17 protein-coding genes and 2 pseudogenes are annotated in these 21,098 nt (G+C 67.4%); 10 read left to right on the top strand and 9 right to left on the bottom strand.

Going from position 1 to position 21,098, the window contains the following annotated elements:
* Nucleotides 1-105 precede the first annotated feature (105 nt).
* From ACFY1L_RS27020 to ACFY1L_RS27005, 4 genes are all read left to right on the top strand, one after another.
* On the top strand, nt 106-1,695 hold the full coding sequence (locus ACFY1L_RS27020) for an MFS transporter (RefSeq protein WP_388829431.1): 1,590 nt from the start codon (nt 106-108) through the stop codon (nt 1,693-1,695).
* Between the two features lie 63 nt (nt 1,696-1,758).
* A complete protein-coding gene (locus tag ACFY1L_RS27015; protein WP_388829428.1) occupies nt 1,759-2,400 on the top strand; it encodes a TetR/AcrR family transcriptional regulator in 642 nt (213 codons plus the stop codon).
* A 277-nt stretch (nt 2,401-2,677) separates the two neighbouring features.
* The gene (locus ACFY1L_RS27010; protein ID WP_388829884.1) at nt 2,678-3,646 is read left to right on the top strand and encodes an endonuclease/exonuclease/phosphatase family protein; all 969 of its coding nucleotides are present in this window, start codon (nt 2,678-2,680) and stop codon (nt 3,644-3,646) included.
* Nucleotides 3,647-3,744: 98 nt separating this feature from the next.
* Nucleotides 3,745-4,965, top strand: coding sequence for an MFS transporter (locus ACFY1L_RS27005; protein WP_388829425.1), 1,221 nt, complete (start codon nt 3,745-3,747; stop codon nt 4,963-4,965).
* 405 nt (nt 4,966-5,370) lie between these two features.
* Here the strand turns inward: ACFY1L_RS27005 and ACFY1L_RS27000 are convergent, their stop codons facing one another.
* The 4 genes from ACFY1L_RS27000 to ACFY1L_RS26985 all read right to left on the bottom strand — a co-directional run bounded on the left by ACFY1L_RS27000 (nt 5,371) and on the right by ACFY1L_RS26985 (nt 11,011).
* Nucleotides 5,371-7,407 (bottom strand): NAD(+) synthase, encoded by a 2,037-nt coding sequence (locus ACFY1L_RS27000; RefSeq protein ID WP_388829422.1) that lies wholly within the window; start codon nt 7,405-7,407, stop codon nt 5,371-5,373.
* A gap of 126 nt (nt 7,408-7,533) precedes the next feature.
* Nucleotides 7,534-9,477 carry a protease pro-enzyme activation domain-containing protein gene (locus ACFY1L_RS26995; protein WP_388829419.1) on the bottom strand — a complete coding sequence of 648 codons (1,944 nt, stop codon included), beginning with the start codon at nt 9,475-9,477 and terminating at the stop codon, nt 7,534-7,536.
* Nucleotides 9,478-9,702: 225 nt separating this feature from the next.
* A complete protein-coding gene (locus tag ACFY1L_RS26990) occupies nt 9,703-10,329 on the bottom strand; it encodes a DUF305 domain-containing protein (protein WP_388829416.1) in 627 nt (208 codons plus the stop codon).
* 1 nt (nt 10,330) lies between these two features.
* Nucleotides 10,331-11,011, bottom strand: a complete 681-nt coding sequence (locus ACFY1L_RS26985; RefSeq protein ID WP_388829413.1) for a DUF3105 domain-containing protein — start codon at nt 11,009-11,011, stop codon at nt 10,331-10,333.
* 144 nt (nt 11,012-11,155) lie between these two features.
* On the opposite strand from ACFY1L_RS26985, the gene ACFY1L_RS26980 reads away from it, so the two are divergent.
* Complete coding sequence (locus tag ACFY1L_RS26980; protein WP_388829410.1) at nt 11,156-11,593, top strand: Rrf2 family transcriptional regulator; 438 nt, start codon at nt 11,156-11,158, stop codon at nt 11,591-11,593.
* Here the strand turns inward: ACFY1L_RS26980 and ACFY1L_RS26975 are convergent.
* Nucleotides 11,590-12,777 (bottom strand): globin domain-containing protein, encoded by a 1,188-nt coding sequence (locus tag ACFY1L_RS26975; protein ID WP_388829407.1) that lies wholly within the window; start codon nt 12,775-12,777, stop codon nt 11,590-11,592. The two genes, ACFY1L_RS26980 and ACFY1L_RS26975, sit on opposite strands and share 4 nt — an antisense overlap.
* A gap of 327 nt (nt 12,778-13,104) precedes the next feature.
* Between ACFY1L_RS26975 and ACFY1L_RS26970 the strand changes: the two genes are divergently transcribed.
* The gene (locus ACFY1L_RS26970; protein WP_388829404.1) at nt 13,105-14,466 is read left to right on the top strand and encodes a glutamine synthetase family protein; all 1,362 of its coding nucleotides are present in this window, start codon (nt 13,105-13,107) and stop codon (nt 14,464-14,466) included.
* Nucleotides 14,467-14,860: 394 nt separating this feature from the next.
* Nucleotides 14,861-15,535, top strand: coding sequence for a pentapeptide repeat-containing protein (locus tag ACFY1L_RS26965; protein ID WP_388829401.1), 675 nt, complete (start codon nt 14,861-14,863; stop codon nt 15,533-15,535).
* Nucleotides 15,536-15,656: 121 nt separating this feature from the next.
* On the opposite strand, the pseudogene ACFY1L_RS26960 reads toward ACFY1L_RS26965, so the two are convergent.
* A pseudogene (locus ACFY1L_RS26960) lies at nt 15,657-15,907 on the bottom strand (GntR family transcriptional regulator); the annotation flags it as partial.
* A 205-nt stretch (nt 15,908-16,112) separates the two neighbouring features.
* Between ACFY1L_RS26960 and ACFY1L_RS26955 the strand changes: the two are divergent.
* Entirely contained in the window at nt 16,113-16,904 is a 792-nt protein-coding gene (locus ACFY1L_RS26955; protein ID WP_388829398.1) for a hypothetical protein, read from the top strand.
* Nucleotides 16,905-16,913: 9 nt separating this feature from the next.
* On the opposite strand, the gene ACFY1L_RS26950 is transcribed toward ACFY1L_RS26955, so the two are convergent.
* The 3 genes from ACFY1L_RS26950 to ACFY1L_RS26940 form a co-directional block, all read right to left on the bottom strand.
* A complete protein-coding gene (locus ACFY1L_RS26950; protein WP_388829395.1) occupies nt 16,914-17,042 on the bottom strand; it encodes a hypothetical protein in 129 nt (42 codons plus the stop codon).
* A 344-nt stretch (nt 17,043-17,386) separates the two neighbouring features.
* On the bottom strand, nt 17,387-18,373 hold the full coding sequence (locus ACFY1L_RS26945; protein WP_388829392.1) for a hypothetical protein: 987 nt from the start codon (nt 18,371-18,373) through the stop codon (nt 17,387-17,389).
* A gap of 39 nt (nt 18,374-18,412) precedes the next feature.
* Nucleotides 18,413-19,189 (bottom strand): HAD family hydrolase, encoded by a 777-nt coding sequence (locus ACFY1L_RS26940; protein ID WP_388829389.1) that lies wholly within the window; start codon nt 19,187-19,189, stop codon nt 18,413-18,415.
* 93 nt (nt 19,190-19,282) lie between these two features.
* Here ACFY1L_RS26940 and ACFY1L_RS26935 point away from each other — a divergent pair.
* A pseudogene (locus tag ACFY1L_RS26935) lies at nt 19,283-20,148 on the top strand (IS5 family transposase).
* A 129-nt stretch (nt 20,149-20,277) separates the two neighbouring features.
* Nucleotides 20,278-20,736 (top strand): SMI1/KNR4 family protein, encoded by a 459-nt coding sequence (locus tag ACFY1L_RS26930; protein WP_388829386.1) that lies wholly within the window; start codon nt 20,278-20,280, stop codon nt 20,734-20,736.
* Nucleotides 20,737-21,098: the final 362 nt, after the last annotated feature.

Here is a 21,098-nt window from a genome sequence, read left to right as displayed (position 1 = left end):
ACCTCCGTCACGTCGGGGGCTCACGTCGAGGGCTGACGTAAGGGCTGGGTAAAAACATTTACGATACGGGACCGTCTCGTATCGGAATTGCCTAGCCTGTTCCGCATGACCACTCCATCCGTCGCTGCCACCCGGGTGCCCGAAGCCGTGCACCGGCGCCGCTGGGCGATCCTCGGCGTCCTGATGCTGAGCCTGCTGATCGTGGTGCTCGACAACTCGATCCTGAACGTCGCCATCAAGACGATCTCGACCCCGAAGCCGACCGGCCTGGGCGCCACGCAGAGCGAGCTGGAGTGGGCGATCAACGCCTACACCCTCGTCTTCGCGGGGCTGCTGTTCACCGCGGGTCTCATCGGGGACCGCGTGGGGCGCAAGAAGGTGCTGCTCGGCGGTCTCGTCGTGTTCGGCATCGGCTCCGCGCTCGCCGCCGAGTCCGGCTCGCCGACCGAGCTCATCGCCTTCCGTGCGCTCATGGCCCTCGGCGCCGCCTTCGTCATGCCCGCGACCCTCGCGGTCCTCATGAACGTCTTCGAGCGCGAGGAGCAGCCGAAGGCCATCGGCATCTGGGCCGGCGGCGTCGGCCTCGCCATCGCCATCGGCCCGATCACCGGCGGTGTGCTCCTCGACCACTTCTGGTGGGGTTCCGTCTTCCTCATCAACGTGCCGATCGTGCTCCTCGCCCTCGCGCTGATGCTGTGGCTGGTCCCCGACTCCCGCGACCCGCGGCCCGGCCGCCTCGACCCCGTCGGTGTCGTCCTGTCCGTCGTGGGCCTGGTCCTGCTGGTCTACGGGATCATCAAGGGCGGCGAGCTCGCCGACTTCACGGACGCCAAGGTGCTGTCGACGATCGCCGCCGGCCTCGTCGTCCTCGCCGCCTTCATCGTGTTCGAGAAGCGCAGCGACCACCCGTCGCTCGACGTCACCTACTTCAAGAACAAGGTCTTCTCGGCCGCCATGGCCGCCATCGCGCTGGTCTTCTTCGCGCTCATGGGCGTGACCTTCTTCTCGGTCTTCTACACCCAGAGCGTGCGCGGCTACTCGCCGCTGCAGTCCGGTCTGCTGATGCTGCCGCTGGCCGCCGCCCAGATGATCTTCGCGCCGCGCGCCCGGCTGGTCGTCGAGCGCTTCGGCAACCGGGCCACGACCACGGCCGGCATGGTCGTCATCGCCGCGACGCTGGCCGCGTTCGCCACCTTCGAGGCGGACACCCCGATCTGGCTCCTGGAGGTCATCTTCTTCCTCATGGGCACCGGCATGGCGCACATCATGACGCCGACCAGCGTCGTCATCATGCAGGCGCTGCCCCGCGAGAAGGCCGGCTCCGCCTCCGCGCTCAGCAACACCTTCCGCCAGGTCGGCGGCGCCCTCGGCATCGCGGTCCTCGGCTCGGTGCTGTCCACCGCCTACCGCAACGGCGTCGAGGGCAAGCTCGGTTCGCTGCCCGCCGGGCTGCGCGACACCGCGGGCGAGTCCATCGAGGCCACGCTCGGCGTCGCCGCGAAGCTCGGCCCGCAGGGCCGGGGCCTGGTCGATCCGGCCAACGACGCCTTCCTGCACGCGATGCACATCACCGCGCTGTGGGGCTCGGCCGTGGCGGTCGTCGGCGCGGTGGTCGTGGCCGTGTTCCTGCCGGGGAAGCCGCCGGCCCGTCAAGAGGGCGAGGAGAAGCAGGAGTTGGTGACCGCGACGGAATAAAGCCTTCCGCGGTGCCGGGTGGCACCGGGGAGAATCGCTCCAGTACGAGGAAAGGGACGCAGAGTGAGCCTCGCCGACAGCCCAGCCGCTCCCGGGGTGCCCGCGCGGGGGCGCCCCCGCAGCGAGGCGGTCGAACGCGCCGTCATCGAGGGCGTGATGAAGCTCCTGGAGGACGGGGTCCCGCTCGCCGAACTCTCCATCGAGCGCATCGCCCGCACCGCCGGTGTCGGCAAGGCCACCATCTACCGCCGCTGGAGCGGCAAGGAGGAGCTCTTCGTCGACGTCGTACGCGCCGCCGAGCCCCCGGACCCCCAACTCCCCGGCACCTCCATGCGCGACGACCTGGTGGCCCTCCTGGAGCAGCTGCGGCAACGCGGCGTCATGACGCGCACCTCGGTGCTCCTGCACAACGTGTTCGCCCAGATGAAGAGCAGCCCGAAGGTCTGGGCGGCCTATCACGCCTCCGTCGTCCGGCCGCGGCGCAGACTGCAGATCGAGATCCTGCGCCGCGGTCAGGAGAACGGCGAACTGCGCGAGGACGTCGACATCGAGCTGGTGAACGACCTGTTCGTCGGCCCGATGCTGCTGCGCACCGTCATGCGCCCCGAGGCGGAGGTGGAGACCGACCTCTCCGAGGGGCTGTCGGAACGGATCGTCGACACCCTCCTCGAAGGACTACGGCCCGTCAGCTCCCCGACCACGTAGCCCGCATGTGCGCGTTTCGTCACAGAGGGCGCTTTCGGCGTCCGAGGACGGAACTTGCGCGACCGACTTGTTCGTCCTCGTGCCCGTACGGCCGTCATGCGACGGCAGGATCGGAACCGATCATCCCCTAGGGTCTTAAGAGTCTCGGGACACGGGGGACGAACGGTGTGCACGGCAGGCAGTGAGGCGACGCGGTATGGCGCAGCAGGCGTACATGACGGAGACGGACAACGGCGGCTCGGGGCCCGAGCGTCGGGGAGCCCGGTTCCGGCGCCTGATGAACCGCCTGGTCGCCGGGTGGCGCGGTGACCCGAGAATCTGGCGCCGCGGCATCGTGGTCGCCGCCCTCGCGGTGATCCTCGCCCTGGTCATGCTGCTGCACTCGCGGATCCCCAACCGCATCGGCAACCTGGGCAGCCTCACCGAGACCTTCCTGCCCTGGCTGGGGCTGCTGATCCCGCTCCTGCTGCTGCTCGCGCTGGTGCGCAAGTCGGCGACGGCGCTCATCGCCCTGATCCTCCCGGTCGCCGTATGGCTGAACCTCTTCGGCGGTCTGCTCACCGACAAGACCGGCAGCGGCGGCGACCTCACCGTCGCCACGCACAACGTCAACGCCGACAACCCCGACCCGTCCGGCACCGCCCGCGACGTGGCCGCCTCCGGTGCGGACGTCGTAGCCCTGGAGGAGCTGACCGCGTCGGCGGTGCCGGTCTACGAGAAGGCGCTGGCGTCGACGTACAAGTACCACTCCGTGCAGGGCACGGTCGGGCTGTGGAGCAAGTACCCGATGGCCGGCGTCAAGCCCGTCGACATCAAGCTGGGCTGGACCCGCGCCATGCGCGCCACGGTGACCACGCCCGAGGGGCGGATCGCGGTCTACGTCGCCCACCTGCCCTCGGTGCGGGTGAAGCTGGAGGCCGGGTTCACCGCCCGGCAGCGCGACAAGAGCGCCAACGCGCTCGGTGAGGCCATCGCCGACGAGAAGCTCCCCAGGAAGATCCTGCTCGGCGACCTGAACGGCACCATGAACGACCGCTCGCTCAACGCCGTCACCGCCCAGATGCGCTCCACGCAGGGCGCGGCGGGCAGTGGCTTCGGGTTCAGCTGGCCGGCCTCGTTCCCGATGGCGCGCATCGACCAGATCATGGTCCAGGGCATCGAGCCGGTGAGCTCGTGGACACTGCCCCGGACCGGCAGCGACCACCTGCCGATCGCGGCCCGTGTGAGCCTCGACACCAGCTCTTAACCTCCAGGAATACTGGGCCTGAGAGGCTTTGTTCCGCGAATGAACATACACTTGCGGAACACGAACCCCTCTGAACTCCGAAAGGAACAGGCCCCTTCATGCCCCTGGCCCTGCTCGCTCTGGCCGTCGGCGCCTTCGGGATCGGTACGACCGAGTTCGTGATGATGGGCTTGCTGCCCGACGTCGCGAACGACCTGAACGTCTCCATCCCCACCGCCGGTCACCTGGTCTCGGCGTACGCGCTGGGCGTGGTGATCGGCGCTCCGCTGCTGGCTGCCGTCACCGCGCGGCTGTCCCGCCGCACGGTCCTGATCGGCCTGATGGCGCTGTTCGTGGCCGGCAACGCGCTGTCGGCGTTCGCCCCGGGCTACGACTCCCTCCTGGCCGCCCGCTTCCTGAGCGGTCTGCCGCACGGCGCCTTCTTCGGCGTGGGCGCCGTCGTCGCGACGAACATGGTGGCGCCGGCGCGCAAGGCCCGTTCCGTCTCGCTGATGTTCCTCGGCCTGACCGTCGCCAACATCGCGGGCGTCCCGGTCGCCACGCTCATGGGGCAGCACCTGGGGTGGCGGGCCACGTTCCTGGGCGTCAGCGCGATCGGGCTGGCGGCGATCGCCTCGCTGGCCCTGCTGATCCCGCACGACCACGCGCAGGCGCCGGCGGTGGGGCTGCGGGGCGAACTGGCGGCGCTCCGGTCGCTCCCGGTCTGGCTGGCCCTCGGCACGACGGTCGCCGGGTTCGGCGCCCTGTTCGCCGCGTACAGCTACATCACACCGATGCTCACGGACGCGGCGGGCTACGCCGACGCGAGCGTCACGCTGCTGCTCGCCCTGTTCGGCGTCGGCGCGACGATCGGCAACCTGGCGGGCGGCCGCCTGGCGGACCACTCGATGCGCGGGACGCTGTTCGGCGGGCTGCTGTCCCTGGTGGCGGTACTCGGCCTCTTCCCGCTGCTGATGTCGACGCAGTGGAGCGCCGCCCTGGCCGTGGTCCTGCTCGGCGCGGCGGCCTTCATCACCGGCTCCCCGCTCCAGCTGATGGTCATGGAGAAGGCGTCCGCCGCCCCCTCCCTGGCCTCCTCCGCCAACCAGGCCGCCTTCAACCTGGCGAACGCCGGCGGAGCATGGATCGGCGGCCTGACCCTGGCGGCCGGCTTCGGCGTGACGTCCCCGGCCCTGGCGGGGGCGGCGCTGGCCGTGCTCGGACTGGGCGTGGCGGGGACGGCGTATGCGGTGGACCGGCGACGGGTTGCTCCGCGGTCCGGCCGCGAACGCCTGGTCGCGGTGCACGTCCCTCAGGCCTCCGAGACGCTGTACCGCTGACGCACTCGGCCCGCCCGGGGGGTGGGGACGCGGCGCGGCTGTCCCGAGTCCCTGCCGCCGGTTGTGGCCCGCGGTTCGCGGTGCTGGTCACGCGTTTCCAGCGGGTCCGGGGTCCGAGGACGAGTAGTTGCCGTCCCGAGCCCCACCCGGCCGGTGGGGCGTACTTGTCGGTGCCGGTTGTGCATCTCCTGCCGGTTCGGCGTTCGAGGACGAGGTCCAGGCGTCCCGAGCCCCCGGCCGGAGGCGAGCCTTTCGTCGCCGGTCCGCGCAATTCAGCCCGTCCGGCGTTTGAGGACGAGGCCCTTCGGGCCGATGGGGGTCTGGGGGCGCAGCCCCCAGGGCCGCGCACCCCACCTGCCCGCACCGGACCACCGGCCGTGCCGGACTGGTCGAAGCCGTGCCGGACTAGTCGAAGCGGGCCAGGTCGCGCAGCCAAGCCGTGGCCGAACTGTCCGACGGCGCCCGCCAGTCACCCCGCGGCGACAGCGAACCCCCGGCCGACACCTTCGGCCCATTCGGCATCGCCGACCGCTTGAACTGGGCGAACGCGAAGAAGCGGCGGCAGAAGACCTCCAGCCACTGCCGGATCTCGGGCAGGTCGTACGCCACCCGCTTGGCTTCGGGGAAGCCGGGCGGCCAGGCCCCGCCGTCCGCGTCGTGCCACGCATGCCACGCCAGGAACGCGATCTTCGACGGCCGGAACCCGTACCGCAGCACCTGGAAGAGCGTGAAGTCGTGCAGCGCGTACGGCCCGATCTTCGACTCGGTCGACTGCATCTCCTCGCCCGGCACCAGCTCCGGACTGATCTCGGTGTCGAGGATCGCCGCGAGGATCTTCCCGGTCTCCTCGTCGAACTGCCCGCTGCTGATGACCCAGCGGATGAGGTGCTGGATCAGCGTCTTCGGGACACCTGAGTTGACGTTGTAGTGGCTCATCTGGTCGCCCACGCCGTACGTGGACCAGCCCAGCGCCAGCTCCGACAGATCACCGGTGCCGAGCACGATGCCGCCGCGCTGGTTGGCCAGCCGGAACAGGTAGTCGGTCCGCAGGCCCGCCTGCACGTTCTCGAAGGTGACGTCGTACACCGGCTCGCCGGACGCGAACGGGTGCTCCATCTCCTGCAGCATCAGCCGCGCGGTCGGCGTGATGTCCAGCTCGGCCGCGGTGACACCCAGGGAACGCATCAGCGCATGCGCGTTGTCCTTCGTGTGGTCGCTGGTGGCGAACCCGGGCAGCGTCCACGCCAGGATGTCGCTGCGCGGCCGCCCCGCCCGGTCCATCGCACGCGCGGCGACGATCAGCGCATGCGTCGAGTCGAGCCCGCCGGACACCCCGATGACCACCTTCGGCCCGCCGATCGACGCCAGCCGCTGCTGAAGCCCCTCGACCTGGATGTTGTACGCCTCGTAGCAGTCCAGGGCGAGCCGCTCGGCGTCCGCCGGCACGAACGGGAAGCGTTCCAGCCGACGACGCAGCCCCAGGTCGGTGAGCGGCGGATCGAGCTCGAACCCGACCGTGCGGAAGTCACTCGTCCGTGCCCGGTGCGTACGCCGGTTGTCGTCGAACGTGCCCATCCGCTGCCGCTCCTGCCGCAGCAGGTCCAGGTCCACGTCGGCCACCGCGTACTCGTCGCCCAGCGGGAACCGCTCGGTCTCGGCCAGCAGCACACCGTTCTCGTAGACCATGGCCTGCCCGTCCCAGGACAGGTCGGTGGTCGACTCGCCGAGGCCGGCGGCCGCGTAGACGTACGCGGCGAGGCAGCGGGCGGACGCCGAGCGGCACAGCAGCTTGCGGTCCTCGGCCCGCCCGACCGTGATCGGGCTGCCGGAGAGGTTGACGAGCAGGGTCGCACCGGCGAGGGCGGCCTCCGCGCTGGGCGGCACCGGCACCCACATGTCCTCGCAGATCTCCGCGTGCAGTACGAGCCCGGGGACGTCGTCCGCCGCGAACAGCAGATCCACACCGAAGGGGACCGCCTCGCCGCCGACCCGGATCGAACCACCGCGCTCGTCGGCGCCGTCCGCGATCTGCCGACGCTCGTAGAACTCCCGGTAGTTCGGGGGATACGACTTGGGTACGACGCCCAGGATGCGGCCGCGGTGCACGATCACCGCGCAGTTGTAGACCCGGTGGCGGTGGCGCAGCGGGGCCCCGACGACCAGCACCGGCAGCAGATCCGCCGACCCGGCCACCACCTGCGAGACCGCCTCCTCGACCTGGTCGAGCAGTGCGTCCTGCAGCAGCAGGTCCTCGATGGAGTAGCCGCACAGCACCATCTCGGGGAAGACGGCGACGGCGACGCCCTCCTCGGCGCACCGGCGGGCGTGACGCAGGACCGATTCGGCGTTGGCGAGCGGGTCCGCGATGACGGTGTGACCCGTACATGCGGCGACGCGTGCGAAGCCGTGCTGATAGATCGACCAGAAGTTCAAGGCAGGCACCCGCACAGTGTAATCGTCAGAGCGACACGATGGGTGGTGCGGGGGCGTGCGGCACGCCACGCACGGCGAAGGGGCGCGGGGTGAACACACCCCGCGCCCCCTCAGGTTGCCGTTGCCGGCGGTACCTCAGTGCTTGCGGTACGACTCGACGTAGCCGTTCGCGGGCGTGCCCACGCCGGTGACGTCGTCGTAGCCCTTGACCGCGGACAGCGAGCTGTCCTTGCCGAGGCTGCGGACCGAGGTGGCCAGGCCGCCGGAGGCGTCAAAGCCGTTCACGAAGTCGACGCGGGCGACCGCCAGGCCGGAGCCCGTCGGGTTGTCCGTGACGTCGTGGTACACCTTCGACCCGAACTTGGAGTAGATCGACGGGTTGGCGAAACCGATCGCCTTGCCGCCGCGCGCCTCCTGGGCCAGGGCCTGGACGGCCGCGATCACCGGAGCGGCGAGCGAGGTGCCGCCGATGCGGTACTCGCTGTACTGCTCCGACCCGTCCGGGAAGGTCTGCGTCTGGCCGACCTTGAAACCGGTGTTGGGGTCGGCGATCGCCGAGATGTCCGGCACGACGCGGTTGCCCGCGGCGTTGTTGGCCTTGGCGAGCGCGTCCGGGACGACACCCTTCTGGTAGAAGGGCTCGGCGACCGTCTTGCTGGTGCCGCCGCCCGCACCCGAGGTGAACGCGCCCGGGAAGCCGGTCCAGCTCTTGCCGTCCGCGGACAGCAGAGCCTTCTCGGTGCCCCAGCCGGTCTCCCACAGGTATTTGTCGTCCTTGCCGACCGCCAGCGAGGTACCGCCGACCGCCGTCACCCATGCCGAGTTGGCCGGGGTGTCGACCTGCTTCGTACCGGTGTTGGCGACCTCGTCGCCGTTGTCGCCGGAGGAGAAGTAGAAGCCGATGCCCTCGACCGCGCCGAACTGGAAGACCTGGTCGTAGGCGGCCGCGAGGTCGGGCGTCTGGTTGGCCTCGATGTCGCCCCAGGAGTTGGAGACGATGTCGGCCAGGTGCTTGTCGACGATCTTGCTGAGCGAGTCCAGCAGGTCGTCGTCCATGCAGGACGAGGCGCCCACGTACGTGACGTTCGCGTTCGGCGCGACCGCGTGCACGGCCTCGACGTCGAGGGTCTCCTCGCCGTACCAGCCGGAGGCGTCGCACTCGTCGGCACCGGTGTGCGTGTACTTCTTGGGCAGCACCTGGCTGAGCTGGCCGGTCTTCCAGGCGGCGTCGCCGTGCTTCTTCGCGTAGGTCTGCGCGTCGAAGGCGATGGTCGGCGAGGCGAACGCGTCCGTGATGGCGACGCGCACACCCTTGCCCGTGTAGCTGCCGGCGCCGTAGGCGGCCCGCAGCTGCTTGCCGGTGTAACCCTGCACGGCGTACGGGATCTTCGTGCCGTACGCGTCGGGCAGCGTGCTCGCGATGTTCGAGCCGTAGTACGAGGAGAACGGCCCGGAGTTCTTGAACACGGTGCCCGGACCCGGCAGCTGGTCGCTGTGGGTGGCCTTGTGCGGAGCGTTGTCCAGACCGGTGACGGTCAGGACGGCACCCTTCAGGCTCTCCGGCGCGGAGGCGGTCTTCGCCGGCGCGCGGTACGTCTTCGAGCCCTTGGTGTAGTTGTGCAGCTGGGTGCCGAACGCCTTCTCGGCGGCGGCCACGTCACCGGTGACGGAGACGTAGTGCTGCGTGACGCCGGTGACCTTCAGGCCCGCGGACGTCAGCCACGACTTGACCGCGGCCACCTGGGCCTTGGTCGCGCCGAAGCGGGCCTGAGCCTTCTTGGCGCTCAGGTACTTGCCGTACGAGGCGGAGCTCGGGTCGGCCACGGCCTTGGCGTAGGCGGCGAGGCCGTCGGCGTCCTTGCCGGCGAGGTAGACCCGGGCGGAGACGCCGGCGCTGTTCGAGGTAGCGCCCTTGTCCGCCTTGGCCGTCGCCCACGCGGGCTTGGTGCCCGCGAGCGCGTCCCGGCCCGGGTTGTCCGCGGCGTGCGCCGCGGGTATGCCGAGCGCCAGCGCACCCGCGACCATGGGCAGTGTTGCTGCCATGCTCACGGCGCGCAGTTTGGCGCGGTTGGATCTCATGGAACCCCCTGCGATGCGGTTCTTCGCATGTGTGGTCGGTCGTCGCAGTGATCCGCGTAGACATCCCGCTCCGCGGCGGAGGCGCGGGCATTGGATCAAGCGATGGGGGCCACTCTTTCGATGAACCGTTCATGCCAGGGGAAATCGGAAGCCAAGAGAAGCCCAAGGAACCGTCAGGTGGGGCGATTTGAGGCTTTCGTTCTTACGGCAGTGTTACGAAGGCTGCTAGGAACGCGCTTTCGCGCCCCGCTCCTTGAGCATGTCCGCCATCAGCTTGATCTCCGAGGTCTGCGCGTCGACCATGCCCTGCGCGAGACTTTTCTCCACGCCGACCCTGCACTTGGCGACACAGCCCTCGGCCATGTGGATGCCGCCCTTGTGATGGTCCGTCATCAGCTGCAGGTAGAAGATCTCCGCCTGCTTGCCGCTGAGCGTGCCGAGTTTCGTCAGCTCGGAGTTGGTCGCCATGCCGGGCATCAGCGCGCCGTCCTTGCCGGAGGCCATGTCGCCCATGCCCATCCAGGTCATCGGCGGATCCGCCGACACCTTCGGCAGCGCCCACAGGTCCAGCCAGCCCAGCAGCATGCCGCGCTGATTGGCCTGCGTCTGCGCGATGTCGTATGCAAGCCGCCGCACCTCGGCGTTCTTCGTGCGGTCGCGCACGATGTACGACATCTCGACGGCCTGCTGGTGGTGCACGGCCATGTCCCGCGCGAACCCGGCGTCCGCGGAGCCGGCGGTGGGCGTGCTCGCGCTCGACCCGCCGTCCTCGGCGACCGCGTAGGTGATGGCGCCGGCCGCGACGAGCACCGCGGCGGTCGTCCCGGCGATCCAGCCGATGTGCCTCGTCACGTCACATCGTCCCGCCGGTGCACGAGGCACCCGGCTCCGGGGTCTGCTTGCCCTCCACATACGTCTCGAAGAACTTGGCGACCTTCGGGTCGTCGGCGCTCTTCACGCCCAACTGGTGCCCCCACGCCGACAGTTCGATCGGGGAGGTCTGGTTCGCGTACGGGCTCATCAGCGTGTACGGCGTCTGCTTCACCTTCGCCGCCAGCGCGTCGACGTCCGCCTTCTTCGCCTTGTCGGTGTACGTCACCCAGACCGCGCCGTGCTCCAGCGCGTGCACGGCGTTCTCGTCCTTCACGGCCTTGGTGTAAACGTTGCCGTTGCAGTTGAGCCACACCGGGTTGTGGTTGCCGCCGACCGGGGGGTGCATCGGGTAGCTCACGGTCGTCTCGACGTGGTTGCGGGACAGCTTGCCCGTCCAGGTCCGCACGCCGTCCTTGCCGGTGGTGAAGTGGCCGGAGTCCCCGGAGGAACCCTTGGCGCCGCTCGCCGTGTCGTCCTTCTTGTCGCTCTGCGACTTCACGACGAAGACACCGCCCACGACCAGACCGGCGACGACGACCACGCTCGCGGCGATCGTCAGGATCCGGTTGCGACGCTCCCGGGCCTGCTCGGCGCGCCGCATCTCTTCTATTCGCGCCTTGCGTGCCGCGTTGTTGCTGCTCTTCGACTTGGCGGAACCCATGGATTGTCCTTCTGGGGAAAGGGGGGTGGGTGGTGCGGGTGGGTCGGGCCCGCTGATCGTAATGGGGGACGTATGCGCTTTCGAAGGGCGGGCTCGGCCAACCCATAATTTGAAGCGCAGATGCGCATTATCTACGCTGCCGGTATGCGTCTGCTGCGCTCCACCGACCTGGCCCTGAGGGTCCTCATGCGGCTCGCCGTGGCCGAGGGGACCAGCCCGACGACCCGCGCGGTCGCGGCGGACATGGACGTGCCCTACACCCACGCGGCGAAGGTCGTCGCCGAACTCCAGCACCTGGGCCTGGTCGACGCCCGCCGCGGCCGCGGCGGCGGCCTCTCGCTCACCGACAAGGGGCGTACGGCGTCCGTGGGCGCCGTCGTGCGCACCTTCGAGGGTGACGGCGACGTGGTCGACTGCGAGGGCGCCACCCCCTGCCCCCTGAACTCCGCCTGCCGTCTGCGCGGCGCCCTGCGCCGGGCCCAGGAGGCCTTCTTCGCCTCACTGGACCCGCTGACGGTGGGCGACATGGTCGCCGACCCCACCGGCCCCCTGCTCCTGCAGATCGGCCGGGCTTCCTCCTAGCCCTGCGCCAGCCACAGGTCCGGCCCGAACACCTCGTAGTGGATGTCGGCCGGGGCCACGCCCTTCGCGATCAGCTGGGTGCGTACCGCCCGCATGAAGGGGAGCGGACCGCACAGGTACGCGCGCGTGCCGGACGCGACGGGCACGCGCGCGAGGTCGACGAGGCCCGCGTGGGCCCCGGCCGGGACGTCCCGCTCGTACCAGAGGTGTACGGCGGTGTCCGCGAGCTTGCCCGCGTACGCCTCCTGGTCGGTGCGCAGGGCGTGGTCGGCGGGGGAGCGGTCGGCGTGCACGACGGTGACCGGGGCGCGGCGACCGGTGTCCGTGAGGTGCGCCAGCATGGCGACCATCGGGGTCACGCCGATGCCGGCGGAGGCGAGCAGAAGAGGGGTGTCGTCGTCGGCGTCCAGGACGAGATCGCCGTAGGGGGCGGACAGTTCGAGGACGCTGCCCTCGCGCACGCGCGCGTGGAGGTGATCGGAGACCTCGCCGTCGGGTGACGCGGTGTCCCCGGCGACCCGCTTCACGCTGATCTGCCGTATGTCCGTGCCGGGCGCCCCGGAGAGGCTGTACTGCCGTATCTGCCGGGCGCCGTCCGGCAGTTCGACGCGCACCGAGACGTACTGTCCGGCCCGGAAGTCCGGGACCGCCCCGCCGTCGACCGGCCGCAGCCGGAAGGAGACGACGTCGGCGGTCTCCGTGACCCGCTCGACGACCTCCCAGCGCCGCCGGCCGGGCTCGCCCGCCTCCTCGTACAGCCGCTTCTCGATGGCGACGAGGGCGTTCGCCATCAGCCAGTAGACCTCGTCCCAGGCGGCCGCGACCTCGGGCGTGACGGCCTCGCCGAGGACGTCGGCGATGGCGGCGAAGAGGTGCTCGTGGACGAGCGCGTACTGCTCGGGCGTGACGCCCAGGGAGGCGTGCTTGTGGGCGATGCGGGTCAGCATCGCGTCCGGGCGCCGGTCCGGGTGCTCCAGCAGGTGCGTGGCGAACGCGGCGATCGAGCCGGCCAGGGCCTGGCGCTGGGTGCCGGCGGCCTGGTTGCCGCGGTTGAAGAGGTCGCGCAGCAGCTCGGGGCGGGCGGCGAAGAGTCCGGCGTAGAAGCGCTCGGTGATCTCGCCGAGGGCGGCTCCGACGGCGGGGAGGGTGGCGCGGACGGTGGCGGCGGACGGCTCGGACAGCATCGGGGCTCCTCGTGGCTCGGCTGATCGGCACGCTATTTAAACTTGCATCTGAGATGCAAATTAAAGTGGAGTGGCGTCGCTCACGGTCCTGTGGGGCCGGGCGGCACGGTCTTGCGGGGCCGGGCATTACGGATGTCGGTCCGAGCAGGCAATATGGGCGGCAGAGCCGTACACGCGGCGTACATGAGGCGTTCGGTCCGAGGTCGCTACGACGATCAAGGTGCGCAACGCGCATGAAATGCTGTTGTGGTGTGATGCTCAGGTGCCCGACCGCCTCCTGCGGGACACGGAGACAGGCGGCCTGACCAGCAAGGATGGGGAAGCTAGATGGACAAGCAGCAGGAGTTCGTGCTCCGGACCCTGGAGGAGCGCGACATCCGGTTCGTACGCCTGTGGTTCACGGACGTGCTGGGCTTCCTCAAGTCCGTCGCCGTGGCCCCGGCCGAGCTGGAACAGGCCTTCGACGAGGGCATCGGCTTCGACGGCTCCGCGATCGAGGGCTTCGCCCGCGTATACGAGTCCGACATGATCGCCAAGCCGGACCCGTCGACGTTCCAGATCCTGCCCTGGCGGGCGGAGGCCCCCGGTACGGCGCGGATGTTCTGCGACATCCTCATGCCGGACGGCTCACCGTCCTTCGCCGACCCGCGCTACGTCCTCAAGCGCGCCCTGACCCGCGGCTCCGACCTGGGCTTCACGTTCTACACGCACCCGGAGATCGAGTTCTTCCTGCTGAAGGACCGCCCGCTCGACGGCACGCGCCCGACCCCGGCCGACAACTCCGGCTACTTCGACCACACCCCGCAGAACATCGGCATGGACTTCCGCCGCCAGGCGATCACCATGCTGGAGTCGATGGGCATCTCGGTCGAGTTCTCCCACCACGAGGGCGCCCCCGGCCAGCAGGAGATCGACCTGCGCTACGCCGACGCGCTGTCCACGGCGGACAACATCATGACGTTCCGCCTGGTCATGAAGCAGGTGGCGCTGGAACAGGGCGTCCAGGCGACGTTCATGCCGAAGCCGTTCTCGGAGCACCCGGGCAGCGGCATGCACACGCACCTGTCCCTCTTCGAGGGCGACCGGAACGCCTTCTACGAGTCCGGCTCGGAGTACCAGCTCTCCAAGGTCGGCCGCTCCTTCATCGCGGGCCTGCTCAAGCACGCGGCCGAGATCGCGGCCGTCACCAACCAGTGGGTGAACTCCTACAAGCGCATCTGGGGCGGCTCGGAGCGCACGGCCGGCGCCGGCGGCGAGGCCCCCTCGTACATCTGCTGGGGCCACAACAACCGCAGCGCCCTGGTCCGCGTCCCGATGTACAAGCCCGGCAAGACCGGCTCCGCGCGCGTGGAGGTCCGCTCCCTCGACTCCGGAGCGAACCCGTACCTGGCCTACGCCGTCCTGCTGGCCGCCGGCCTCAAGGGTATCGAGGAGGGCTACGAGCTCCCGCCGGGCGCAGAGGACGACGTCTGGGCCCTGTCGGACGCCGAGCGCCGCGCGATGGGCATCGAGCCCCTCCCGCAGAACCTCGGCGAGGCGCTCACCCTGATGGAGCGCAGCGACCTGGTCGCCGAGACGCTCGGCGAGCACGTCTTCGACTTCTTCCTCCGCAACAAGCGGCAGGAGTGGGAGGAGTACCGCTCGGAGGTCACGGCGTTCGAGCTGCGGAAGAATCTGCCGGTGCTGTAGGCGCAGGTGGGGGCGGGTTTCCCGCCCATTGGACCACTGGGGCTGACGGTCGCGGACCGTTGGCCCCGTGGCGTCTCACTGAGTCTGGGCCGTCTGCCGCTGGATTAGGCCCAGCGCCGCAAGTGATCTAGGGCGTTTCGCTGGATTGCATGACGACCTTGGTGGCGGTCTCGCTGCAGTAATAAGAGTTGCTGACGCTTGGCCTGCGAGATGTGATGGGAAGGTGTCCGAGAAACCGAGTATCGCCGGACTTCGCCGCAGCGTCCGTCGGCGTCGCCATCATGGATGGTCGACGGCGTCGAGGTCTCAGGCTCGGGACCGGACGCAGTGGGTCACTCCGATCGCGGCCAGCCTGCCAGGACTCGCGGCTCTAGGTGCACTACTGTTCACGTGGATGCAGGTGGGACAAGCCGCCAAGGAACTTCAAGTCAGTGAGCAGGGGCAGATCACTAACCGGTTCAACGCTGCTGTCACCAACTTGGGATCGCCATCCACTGATGTGCGTTTAGGTGGAATCTACGCTCTTGAGCGCATTATGGAGGACTCCGAGCGTGACGCCGAGACAATCCCGTTGATCCTTAGCGCATACGTATGCCTTCACGCGCCTCTGTCAGCGTCGGAAGCTGAGAAGACGCAAAATACGTCGGAAGATAAATCACCGCCCGCCGATATTGCGGCGGCGATGGATGTTCTGGCTGACCTTCCTGTACTGGGCGGCGGATACGCTCACAATGTGGATCTGAACCGAACGAATCTGAGGGGACTGGACGCCGGACGAGGAGAAGCCAACTTCGAGGCTGCATATTTCAGGGGATCGAACCTTTCCAGCGCCTCTTTGAATTTTGCGCTCCTGAACAGTGCGATTCTTGACGAAGTTAACCTTCATGGTGCGGATATGGCAGGCGCTGATCTGTCCAATGCTTCCTTGATCGATTCGAACCTTACCAATGCGATTTTGGCGGACGCGAACCTCCGCGGCGCGGACCTTACTGGGGCCAAGCTGACAAACGCCGACTTTACCGGTGCACACCTCGATGGAGCCCGCGGGCTACCGCCGTCCCTCCGCTAGTGCTTGTCGCCTGGCACGGTCTCCCCTGCGCTAAGGCTGTGTCTTGTCGCGACAAGACACAGCCTTAGCGCGATGCCGGCGGATAGGAGGGAGGAAGAGCGAGGACGGCCCAGTCGAGGCAAACGCGCCACGGCTTAAGCCCCTCGGGTGCCTTCACGGTCGCCTGGCCCTGAACCCGGTACGAACTCCTGCCGCGAACCTCCAACGCGCCCTCTGTCACGAGTCGGGCAAGAACTTGCCGGAGCGCCGTCCGGCCGATGCCAAGTCCTTCGACCAGCGAGCGTTCCGAGGGAACTTGTCGCCGGGGGCCTACTCGCCAGCGGTGAGCCGTGCGCGAAGCGTCTCGTAGAGGTAGGTCGTCTTCGGTCCCATCCGCGGAGCACTCTCCGTTCTGACATGGTGCGTACCAGCGGAGCGGGCTGTGTATACCCAGCCTCCAGCACCTTGTAAGCCAATCCCGTATCAAGGCATCAGATGTAGAACAAGTGATCGATTTTTTCTGGGACGTCAAAGACCTCCCCGCTCCGGGATACCGGTCGCTATAATCCACACCTTGCTTATCGGGAAGGGGGCTCTGATGGATGGTGCACAGGAAACGCAAGAGCGGGAGCGCGTGGCGATACCGCGTTTCTTCTTAAGGATTCTAACTACGGCCCTTGCGGCTGGTGGGGCCTTTCTCGTTACTCAGCTCTTCAATCAGGATTCCACCGACAATATGGCGCTTATTGCGTCAGTTACCATCGGCTCGTCGGCACTGATTGTTCAATATCTAGTCGATTTTGGAGAGAAGCAGGAGGCGCTGGCGCGTCGTGAGAGGCGATCAGAGGAGAAGGAGGCTTATCAGAATCTACTGGAACCTGACTCCCTTAAAATTCTGATGGACCTGAACCAGCGCCAGATTGAGGGATATCATGATATTGTCACAAAGCAGGCGAAGCAATCTTATCGGTCAGCTCAGTTTGCGATGTGGTCAGGTGTCGCAATGCTGGCAGCGTGCCTCTACGTAGGTCTCAGATACAACGCCGCGGAAATCAAGGCATTCGCCGCAACCATGGGTGCAGTCAGTGGTGCAATGACTGGCTACTTGAGCAAGACGTATCTCGCTATTTATCGGGACACTCTGTCGCAACTGAATCGATACTTCGATCAGCCGGTAAAAAATGGATACTTCCTTGCGGCAGAGCGATTGGCAGGTGACAGTATGCCGGAGATGAGGCAGCGGATTATTGAGCAGATCCTGCATGTGAGTGTGCGCTCTAATGAACGGCAGGGTGAACCGATTCCTCCCTCCGGCGGGAAGAAAAATGGTCTCCGTAGCAAGCCTGGTCTAGCCTCAGGAAATTCGGCGAAACGAGACGGGCAGGCCTAAGAGGTTTTCTCACGTGGCAAGTTTCGCGAGCTTCTTGTAGCAGGTCAGGGCGGCGGCCATGGCCAGGTCTCGGCTCTGCCGGTCGTTGCGGACCACGTACGGGATCTTCAGACCATGAGCAGCCCATGGCAGGCTCATGCCGCATGATCGATGACTTCGCGCCTGGCTCTTCGGCTACCGCCGCCTCACCGTCCGATACGAACGAAAGGGCTCGCACTTCCTCGCCTTCCTCGGCCTGGCCGTCGCTACAAGAAGCGCTCGCGAAACTTGCCACGTGAGACACCCTCTAAATGATCTGATCGCGTGGCGCCAGCAGGCTGTCGAGTCAACGCGTCGACCTGTTGCTCAGACGGAATTGAGCGGGGCAGCTGTCCTTCCTCGCCCTGCAATTTCACCTTCTCCTGGAGCCATTAAAATCAGCGTGGTGCCAGGATTAACTCCACATCCGGCGCGTTAAGCAGTGCCGTCGCAACATCATCCGGCTAACACATGCCACGTGGCCGCCGCGGCACCACCCATCGCGGGTCATCGAAAATGGGGTTTTCGGGCTTGATGTATTCCAGCTTCTCCCACAGATTCTGGTGCCACGCTATGTGATGCTCGACGATCTCGTGCGTCGAACGGGAAGTCGAGCGCCTGTCCCAGCGGATAATGCCGGTATTTCCGTATGTGCGCCCAACGCCCTCGGTGTCGAGGATCTGGACGGAATTTCCGTGCCAGGTTACGTGATTTTTACTCATGCCATACGGCACGGAGAAAACCTTCTCCTGGTTGAGGATGTAAAGCTTTCTTTCGGGCACCTGTGGAGACTCTCGCACCTCGCAAGATATGGCGATGTGCGGGTTTTTTTCGTATATATCGTCGAGAAGTCGCTTGAGGCGACCCCAGTTGGGAATCGTAAACTCTTCACGAATTCGATCACGATTCTCGGGCGAATCCCTGAAATACTCTGTTCTGGCAGCGTGTCCAGCGCTTTCCGGGGCAAGTTCAAGATTGCCCGACCGGCTCTGTGGCAAATTGAGGTGAGTCACGATGAGGTTCAGCGTCAATTCTTGCGTGAGCTCGGTTCGCGAGGCGAGCCTGTTGAGGTGTGGCTTGAGTAGTTCGAGCAGTGTTTCCATGCTGAACCCAGAGAAATCGATGCGCACATGTCGCGCCTGGAATGCGTCCCTCGTCGCGGCATTCAGATCATCCAGATCCGTCAGGACGTAGACATCCGATATCTCCTTCGGCCCGGAATCGCCGATGGCGTCGAAGAGGATGAGTGCGATGAATGCCGCGAAGGAGGCGCCGAGAAACCCTAGTACTTTGAGTGCGTTTCCGAGCGGCTCGATGATTTCGGCGGCAAACCCGAGGGCCGCGACGAAGGCCAGCAGCCACTTGGCGATGCGCGGTTTCCGTACGCTCAGCGAATGTCGTATGCGCTCGAGCCTGGACGGGCTGCCGTTGTCTGGGCTGTGTGAAAGCACTCTCGCCCCCGTTCGTGGCCACCATGATGGCTCGTTCAACTAGCCTGCCACAGAGCGTCGGTTGGGGTGCAGAAGCACCTCGGTGGTGGTGATGAGAGGCTCGTGCGACTGCACGACCCAGACGGCACCGAGCCGCCGCATCTCCGGTGCGCGCTTCGTCGTCGGGTCGTATCCGAGGAATCGGGTTCCCGCCGCGAGGGACGCCTGTAGATCGGTGAGCTGGTCTCCGATGAAGAGGCACTCGGAAGGTGCCAGGCCCAGGTGTTCGACGGCACGGTTCAGACAGTCGGGGTCGGGCTTCATGTGGCGAAGTTCGTTGGGGTCGCGCCCCAACACGGCTTCGAACTCCTTCTGAAGGCCCTGGAGTTCGAGGAACCGCCGGACCGGGGCCGCGGCGTTGTTGCCCACGATCGCAAGGCGCCTCGGCAGTTGGCGAAGTGCCGTCACCAGCCTGGTGACGTGCGGTGTCGGCGCGGCCGTCTCAACTGCCGCGGATTCGTGGCGCGTCACGATGTCCTCCGCCAGCTTGAGTGCCTCGCGACCACGAGGTGCTGGGCTGGGGCGGTCGTACATGTCCCTGAGGCGTTGCAGGATGCCGTGCGAGTCCTTGGAGTCGTCGACGTCCTGGTCCAGGGCACCCCAGAGCCTGCGCACGACGCCCTTGATCTCGTCGGCGATGGGTTCGGTGGAGATGTCTTTGAAGAGATCAGTGACGGGACCGTCGAAGTCCAGGAGCACCGCTTGCGTGCTTTCGAGGAGCCGCCGCAGAGCTTGCTGCTCGTCGAGGGCGTCGTCCATAGGTCCCGTCACGGCCACCTGGTTCAGTTTGGGCCAATGGGAGTCACGCGTCCAGCCTCGTAGAGTCAGCTCCCAAACCAATGCTCATCTAACAGCGGCTAACAGAATGAGGTGGATCGCCCCTGGTTGCCGTGTCCGGGGCGGGAGTTGAGCGTTCGGTGCGGTGTGGGGACTTCGCCGTGGATCGTGTCGGATGAGCTGTGGGATCGCCTGGAGCAGCTGCTGCCGCAGCGCGAGCGGCGCTTCCGGTACCCGGGCCGCAAGCCGTTGCCCGACCGGGAGGTGCTGTGCGGGATCCTGTACGTGTTGCACACCGGGATCCAGTGGGAGTACCTCCCGAAGGAGCTGGGCTTCGGCTCGGGCATGACCTGCTGGCGGCGCCTGCGGGACTGGAACGAGGCCGGCGTCTGGCAGCGGCTGCACGAGGTCCTGCTGGCAGAACTGAACGCGGCCGCACGTCTGGACTGGTCCCGCTGTGTGGTCGACTCTTCCCACGTCAGGGCGCTAAAAGGGGGCAGCACACGGGCCCGTCGCCGGTCGACCGGGGCCGGGCCGGCTCCAAGCATCACTTGATCACCGACGGGCGCGGCACCCCGCTCGCGGTCCTGCTGACGGGCGGCAACCGCAACGACGTCACCCAGCTCCTGCCCCTGCTCGACGCGATCCCGCCGGTCCGCGGCCGGGTTGGTCATCCTCGCCGGAAGCCGGACTCGCTGTTCGCCGACCGCGGCTACGACCACGACATCTACCGCGACCAGGTCCGCGCCCGCGGCATCGTGGCCGCGATCGCCCGCCGCGGCACCCTGCACGGCACCGGACTGGGCACCTACCGCTGGGTTGTGGAGAGGAGTTTTGCCTGGCTGCACGGCTTCCGACGCCTGCGCATCCGCTGGGAACGGCGAGCCGACATCCACGAAGCGTTCCTCAAACTCGCCTGCTGTCTCATCACCCATCGGCAACTCAGGGCATTGTGCTGACACCGGAAGCGCTGGGCACCCCATGGATGTCCATGGCTCATGCCATGATCCGGCCTCATGAGTGACCGATCGCTTACACCTGCCTGGCTGGCCTCGTGGACAGACAGAGTCTCCGGGACTCTCACGGCAATGACAGGCGAGTTCGAGTATCGGCACGGCTTCCCGCCTGGGACCAACCAGGTCCGGCTGGCCGACCACGACGATCAAGCCGCGGCTCGCACGCTCGCCCAAGTCACCCCTACACCAGCTGACCTGGTCACCTTCTACGAAAGCATCGGCGATGTCACCTGGGCGGACGTCGGCAACGGCTACTTCCTCGATCCGGCCGGTGACGTCCTGCTGCGGCTCCAGGAGTACGGCGTTGTCGACGTCGGCACGGACCGCAAGGCCCATGGCCTGGTCATCGGCTCGAACGGCGGCGGCCTGATCTATGTCGCGGGGCCCGATGGGACCGTCTACCGGACGCGGACGGCGTCGCTGGACGAACCGGAGCTCGACAAGGTGGCCGATGACCTACGACAGTTTCTGGAGCTGCTGGAGCGCTCCCTGACAAGGTTCAAAACCGACGGTGATCCGGGATACCTGTAAGCACAGGCCCCAGCGCCCATTTTGTTAGCCGTTGTAAGTCAGCGGCGGCCATGACGGTGTGCAGGACCGCTCGTTAACTACTCCTCCGGGCCTTGGCCGTATCCCTGTCCGGGCCGCCTCAAAGGATGCCGGCACCGTCGATCAAATCGCCGCAGTCAGGGCTTTGCGGGGTGCGCGTGGGGCAAGGCGGTAGCTTCCATGCACACACATGCTGGTCAGAACGCATCGTGCGCGAGGTCTGTAACCTGCCGGCACCGTGTAACGGGGCCGCCCTCGGGCCGCCTGTGGGCCGTCAGGGGGCCCACAGCGACCAACAACGACCACTGACGGGGTTCGGCTGCAGGTCAGCGCTGCGCCAACGG

This window comes from Streptomyces sp. NPDC001663 (assembly GCF_042893105.1).
Classification (GTDB): Bacteria; Actinomycetota; Actinomycetes; order Streptomycetales; family Streptomycetaceae; genus Streptomyces.
The sequence above is the reverse complement of the archived record's forward strand: the minus strand, read 5'-3'. Positions and strand labels throughout refer to the sequence as shown.